Source organism: Erwinia phyllosphaerae, assembly GCF_019132875.1.
GTDB lineage: Bacteria > Pseudomonadota > Gammaproteobacteria > Enterobacterales > Enterobacteriaceae > Erwinia > Erwinia phyllosphaerae.
Genome location: NZ_JAHSPF010000022.1, coordinates 1 through 5,781 on the forward strand (window position 1 = coordinate 1; position 5,781 = coordinate 5,781).

Annotated in this window: 7 protein-coding genes; 1 reads left to right on the forward strand and 6 read right to left on the reverse strand. The window is 42.4% G+C overall.

Annotated features, from left to right (window positions below; genetic code table 11):
• Positions 1–607: 607 nt before the first annotated feature.
• Positions 608–907 carry a SymE family type I addiction module toxin gene (locus KUE00_RS21600; protein ID WP_246762624.1) on the forward strand — a complete coding sequence of 100 codons (300 nt, stop codon included), beginning with the start codon at positions 608–610 and terminating at the stop codon, positions 905–907.
• Between the two features lie 150 nt (positions 908–1,057).
• On the opposite strand, the gene KUE00_RS21605 is transcribed toward KUE00_RS21600, so the two are convergent.
• The 6 genes from KUE00_RS21605 to KUE00_RS21625 form a co-directional block, all read right to left on the reverse strand.
• Positions 1,058–1,753 (reverse strand): hypothetical protein, encoded by a 696-nt coding sequence (locus KUE00_RS21605; protein WP_246762630.1) that lies wholly within the window; start codon positions 1,751–1,753, stop codon positions 1,058–1,060.
• Positions 1,754–1,816: 63 nt separating this feature from the next.
• Entirely contained in the window at positions 1,817–2,803 is a 987-nt protein-coding gene (locus KUE00_RS21610; protein WP_246762631.1) for a hypothetical protein, read from the reverse strand.
• Positions 2,804–3,786: 983 nt separating this feature from the next.
• On the reverse strand, positions 3,787–4,035 hold the full coding sequence (locus KUE00_RS21615; protein ID WP_246762632.1) for a hypothetical protein: 249 nt from the start codon (positions 4,033–4,035) through the stop codon (positions 3,787–3,789).
• Positions 4,036–4,043: 8 nt separating this feature from the next.
• Positions 4,044–4,196 (reverse strand): RHS repeat-associated core domain-containing protein, encoded by a 153-nt coding sequence (locus KUE00_RS22030; RefSeq protein WP_414147498.1) that lies wholly within the window; start codon positions 4,194–4,196, stop codon positions 4,044–4,046.
• Positions 4,197–4,354: 158 nt separating this feature from the next.
• Positions 4,355–4,990, reverse strand: coding sequence for a hypothetical protein (locus KUE00_RS21620; protein ID WP_246762633.1), 636 nt, complete (start codon positions 4,988–4,990; stop codon positions 4,355–4,357).
• The coding region (locus tag KUE00_RS21625; RefSeq protein ID WP_246762634.1) for an RHS repeat-associated core domain-containing protein at positions 4,987–5,781 on the reverse strand (795 nt) is incomplete at its 5' end. The genes KUE00_RS21620 and KUE00_RS21625, both read right to left, overlap by 4 nt.

Consider the following 5,781-nt stretch of genomic DNA (forward strand, 5'->3'; position numbering starts at 1 on the left):
TCAGGCATCAGGCATCAGGCATCAGGCATCAGGCATCAGGCATCAGGCATCAGGCATCAGGCATCAGGCATCAGGCATCAGGCAAATTATATAAATTCAATGCAAGCACATTCTCTACCTTTTAAATATCAACCAATATAAGTTTTTTGATAATTATTTCGCTCCACTGCCTGGGCTGAATGAATTTTTAAATAATTCATTTTTACCTTCATTTGGCTACCTGGCATATGAAAACAATCTAATTCTATCTCCGCTCAGCCAGGAATCAAATGAAATTTAACGGTAAGAATCAAAATTGCGTAACAACTCGCAAAATTAGGCGGAAAACTAAAAATAGCAACATATAACAGTTAACTATAGGAAAAACAGACCATAAGAAATTTTCATTGAATAATGATATTGAAAATTACTATTTATTATCGACAGGAGCGTATTATTTCAGATCCAGCTCGCATTTATTAGTTTATCTACAAAAAAGCCAGGCATTTACGATTTATAAAGGACTCTCAGAAGGGTATAAAAGGGGAAGTTATTTTGCAGGCATTCCTTTAGCAGAGAGTAATTTTATTAATATGGTATTACTTCAACAATTTCACAGGACTTAGCTATGACTACAAGCAAACGTAAATCGGAACGGGTTATTTCAAGAACGGAACGGCATCTACAGGTCGGCTACCGTCCAAATCAGGGCGACACCAGCATCCCCATGATAAGTTTTTCTGGAAAATGGCTGCTGGAGGCGGGCTTTGAACCAGGTATCGGCATCAACCTCAAAGTCTTAGAGGGTTGCCTGGTGCTGATTGTGGATAGTCGTGAACAAAAGCGACTGAAAGCACTGGAAAAAGTGCTGGTACGGCAGCGGACAGCCCTTGAGCAGGCCCGGCAGCAGATAAAAGCATCGATATAAACAGCCAGGCAGTCAGTCTGCACACCAAAGTTTTTTTAACTAATTGTGAAATAAGGAAAATGCGTACGCAAACCGGCCTCTATAGTTAGTTTACCCATCCGGGCTAGTGGAGGTTTGTATGTCTGAACATGATGATTTTTTAGAACCAACTCATGATGATGCTAACGTTCCTGCGAAAAGCGACGCCGGAACCAGTACATCTTCAAAAAGCGATACTGGCACCACGGCTTCTGCGAAAAGCGATGCCGAAACAACTGCGGCTGCAAAAAGCACTGATGGCACCAGTACGGTTAAAGCAAGCGATGCGGGAACTGCAACGTCTTCTAAAAGCGCTGACAGTGCAGCTACAAGTAAAGGAAGCGATACAGGGAAAGCCGCGTCTTCGGCAAGTGCTGACAAAACTGCCAGTACAACTACAGGGAGCGATGCGGGAACCGCTACGTCATCAAAGAACACTGACAGTACCAGTGCAGCCGCAGGAAGCGACACGTCGTCAAAAAGCACCGACAGTACCAGTGCAGCCGCAGGAAGCGACACGTCGTCAAAAAGCACCGACAGTACCAGTACAGCCGCAGGAAGCGACACGTCGTCAAAAAGCACCGACAGTACCAGTACAGCCGCAGGAAGCGATACGTCATCAAAAAGCACCGGCAGCACCAGTGCGACTGCAGGAACCGCTACGTCATCAAAGAACACTGACAGTACCAGTGCAGCCGCAGGAAGCGACACGTCATCAAAAAGCACCGACAGCACCAGTGCGGCTGCAGGAAGCGATACGACCAGTACGTCCGCGAAAAGCGGCGATGGGACCACCTCATCTGCAGGAAGCAGCGCTACGACCAGCAAGGCTGCGGAGTATGAGGATGACGAACATGGTGCGACTTCGGCAGGCGGCCGTAAAACCAGCACTTATACAGGCACTAAAGCTGAAACTATTACGCCTGCGGAAAGTGATGCCATAGCCGATGCGCTGCCTGTCATTGATAATGGCACCGGCAGGCCTTCAGTAGAAGGTGATAAAGCCAGTGCTTCTTCAGACAGCGATGATGCCGTCGATAAATCTAAGGAAGATGCTGCCATAGCCAACGCTCCGCCTGTTATTGACAATGGTACCGGCAGGCCTTCCTCGAATGATGACAAAGCCAGTGCATCTGTAGATAGCGATGCGCCTGTCGACAAATCTAAAGAGGATAAGGCGATGGCTGACGCGCCTCCGGTCATTGATAACGGTACCGGCAGACCTTCAGCAAATGATGACAGCACCAGCGCGTCGACAGGAAGCGATGCGGGAACCAGCCCGGCAACAGGAAGTGATAGTAAATCAACTACCTCTTCAACCAGCGCGGCTGATACTGGCACATCTGCAACAAGCGATACCGGCAGCACTTCAACAGGCACCGATACTACAACCAGCGCACCATCCACAAGCGATAGCGCCACTGCTACTAAAGCTACCGCGTCATCAGCAGACGACGCTGCTACCTCTGCTGGAAGCAATGCTACAGCCGATACGGCTTCGAAAAGTAGTGACAGCACCAGCACGTCTACCGGAAGCGACACCGGAACCAGTACGGCAAAGGATAGTGCGGCTACAGCTGCTCTGGATTCGAAAAGTAGTACCAGTACGTCCGCAGGAAGCGATACCGGAACCAGTACAGCGAAGGACAGTGCTACCAAAGCTGATGCGGCTTCGAAAAGCAGTGACAGCACCAGCACGTCTACCGGAACCGACACCGGAACCACTACAGCGAAGGACAGTGCGGCTACAGCGGCTCTGGATTCGAAAAGTAGTACCAGTACGTCCGCAGGAAGCGGTGCGGATGCCAGTAAAGCATCTGATGGCGATAAGGATAAAAGCAAGTAAGTCGAGGCTTTAGACGATTCCGGTAAATACAAAAAAACCTGTGAGCAAACCGCCTCTTGAGGCGTCCCTTGATCTTTAGCGCTTGAAGGGGGCGGTTTTTTTACTGTTCATACATTAAGGATAAGTAGAAATTGTGATGGACTAAAGATAATTATTTATAAGCTAAGGGGAAATATCGGAATTGCTTTCATACGCGACCCCTCAGAATTTATAACGTTTTATACTTCTTAAGTTTTCTTACTAAGGCAAGTTCTGCTCGCGTCAGCATTCGTATGCTATCCGAGCTAAAAATATATAACCCCAATTTTTTAGAACCTATATTTTTATTTTACACATTACTTAAGAAGTCCTATTTTCATATTTATTGATTATTTACTTTAACTCATTTTTATCGCCGTAAATAAATCTTACATTACTTTAATGATATTTATCTGATGCATAATATTTTTCTTTCACATGGATTGAAGACAAAGAATCATCATGATAATTAAACTTCAAGACTGCCCCCCATCATACCTTTATTCAATAGAATTTCCTTCCCCTTTTTGTTATAAAAAGAGATAGTGGTTTTAGCTTAAAAGAACCAATTTCCTGGAAAGTTATCCTTTCTATAAAATTACTAGTATAAAAGTAAAAAGACCTGCTATTTACTCGATTACCTGCCAAAATCTCTTCAGTTATAACTAATTTTTTCCTTTATCAAAATAAATCTTTTTCAATGGCCCTTCTATTTTTTCTGGAGCTTTTATTTCACACCTTTTATTTATCCAGAAATTTCATCTTCGAAAGGGTACATTTCAATTAATGACGTATTTGAATATTTTAAATAATTAATTTTAACTTCAGCTTGTGATAGAAACTCGTCATGCTTCACTTTCTGATTTGCTATTAAAAAAAGCAAAGGTTCTATTTACTTCGTTCATAAAACAGCTTCAATAATTAAAACTACCGCTCACAATTGAATTCCTAATACTTTCTAAATAAGCTATAAATTCATCAGCATTTTTAGTCAGGATTAATCTATCGTATACATTTTATTTTTAAATATTAGTGTGTATTTTGCTATGGGCTGGACTAATTGCATCTGAAAGAAGTTTTTCGAGGTTGTTGGTAAAAATACACCGTTATAAAAATCGTTAAAATGCAGATAAAATTCAGCCATTTTTAACAATAATTCAACCATCCTCAAATCTTTTGGGTTGGACATGACAATATAGTGTGCTGCATTTTTATAAGCAGGTGCGATCATACCTGCTTCTGCCATATTATTTCTTAATGTTTCCGTACCTGTCGAGCAACTAATCCCCCCCAGGTTAGCCGATCGCCCACATAACTATAAGTATTAACCTTATCCGCCAATCCTATCTGGTCAATCTCGATAAACCGCCCGGCAACCGGGCCGTAATATCGAAATAGATGGTACATCCAAAATTAAAATATAATCAATGAAAGCGAATGTTATGCGATGTAACCTGAAAGCTAATCACGCTTCCAGGCTACTTCCGCACTTAACACTAACTAATATTTATAACTTTCCTTCAAACACATTCCATTTTAACCTTTGAAGAAGATTTATATACCTCTCAACGCGGGTATACGACTACCTGAGCCTCTTTTTTATTAAAGTAAATCTTTTTAATTATTCCATTTTCATCATATTCGCATAGCAAAGTCACGTATGGTAAAGGGGAGTTTTTGCTTACTGCTAAAATCTCATTTATTTTATCATTTTTATAAAAATAATAATAGCCAGACACATTGCCATCTTCACTTGCGAAGTATGAACTTAAAGGACATTTATTGCCATCAAAAAAAGTTTGACTGAGAGCTATAAAGTCACCTCGGAAATCTTGTCTTACTTCAATAGAACTGTTACCTTCTCTAATTATATATGACGTATCCTCTACATTTCCTTTTGAGTTATAACTTATTACTTTATTTATTTCACCGCTATCTTCATCCATAAAGTAGCAATATACATTTTTTTTATTTTTTGGCTCTTTATGCTGCATTTCGCCAGTTTTAAAACCTGTTAACTCATTATAAAATGGTACAATGCTGAAGGCATTAGTTTTTGACCATAGCATTTTTTCTTTATTACCAGTATGAAATTGAGAAAGCTTTTGATTTAATGCATCTTCAGACGATAGCAATGATATCAGACTATCAAATTTCTCTCTAATATCCTCAGCCATTTCTAACATCGTTTTATTTTTCATAATATAGGAGTTTTACCATTTGCAAGTGGGAAGACTTTACCTGTTGCAAGCTCATTTTTTATTTGCTTGAGAGCGGATAAGAATTCCTTATCTGTTTGACTATTAATTAGTTTGTCGTAAACATATTGCTTATATGCATTTCCATGAACACCATTACCTTTATGAGCAGTAGTGAACGTTTCTTCAATACGATCTGCTCGCGTATTTGGTAGCCAAACGCCATTTTTCGAATTGTTTATATCAATATCGAAATCATCCATTCGTTTTCTCAATGCAACCATACGAGCATCTGAAGAATTGGACATTACAATATGATGAGCATCGTATTTTCCACCACCTAACGGTTGGGGCCCTAAGTTACGAGCAAGCTTGGCCGCATCTGTCGAGCAGCTCATCCATCCCAGCGGATCCACCCACGTCAGCGGGTCCCCGACATACGCATAGGTATTAACCCCACCCGCCAACCCTATCGGGTCAACCTGCGTAAACCTGCCCGCAACCGGGTCGTAATACCGGAATAAATTGTAATGAAGGCCCGTCTCTCTGTCCAGGTACTGCCCCTGAAAACGCAGATTCTGCGGCACAGCCTGGAAACCCGTCACGCTTTCCCGCTCCGTTTCGCCCCAGGTGGAGAAGCGGCCGCGCCACACTACTTCGCCATGCGCGTCGGTCATGCGTTCCGGCAGGCCGTTCAGTTCGGTGTGATACCAGAACGTTTCCGACTGCTCGCCGATGCTGTCCACGCGCGCCAGCGGTTCCCGGCTGTTTTCGCTGTAGATATACTGCGTATT

What these genes read in the sequence shown, in the direction of transcription:
- KUE00_RS21600 (WP_246762624.1), top strand. Translation starts at nt 608, where the DNA reads ATGACTACAAGCAAACGTAAATCGGAACGGGTTATTTCAAGAACGGAA.
- KUE00_RS21615 (WP_246762632.1), bottom strand. Translation starts at nt 4,035, where the DNA reads ATGGCAGAAGCAGGTATGATCGCACCTGCTTATAAAAATGCAGCACAC.
- KUE00_RS22030 (WP_414147498.1), bottom strand. Translation starts at nt 4,196, where the DNA reads ATGTACCATCTATTTCGATATTACGGCCCGGTTGCCGGGCGGTTTATC.
- KUE00_RS21620 (WP_246762633.1), bottom strand. Translation starts at nt 4,990, where the DNA reads ATGAAAAATAAAACGATGTTAGAAATGGCTGAGGATATTAGAGAGAAA.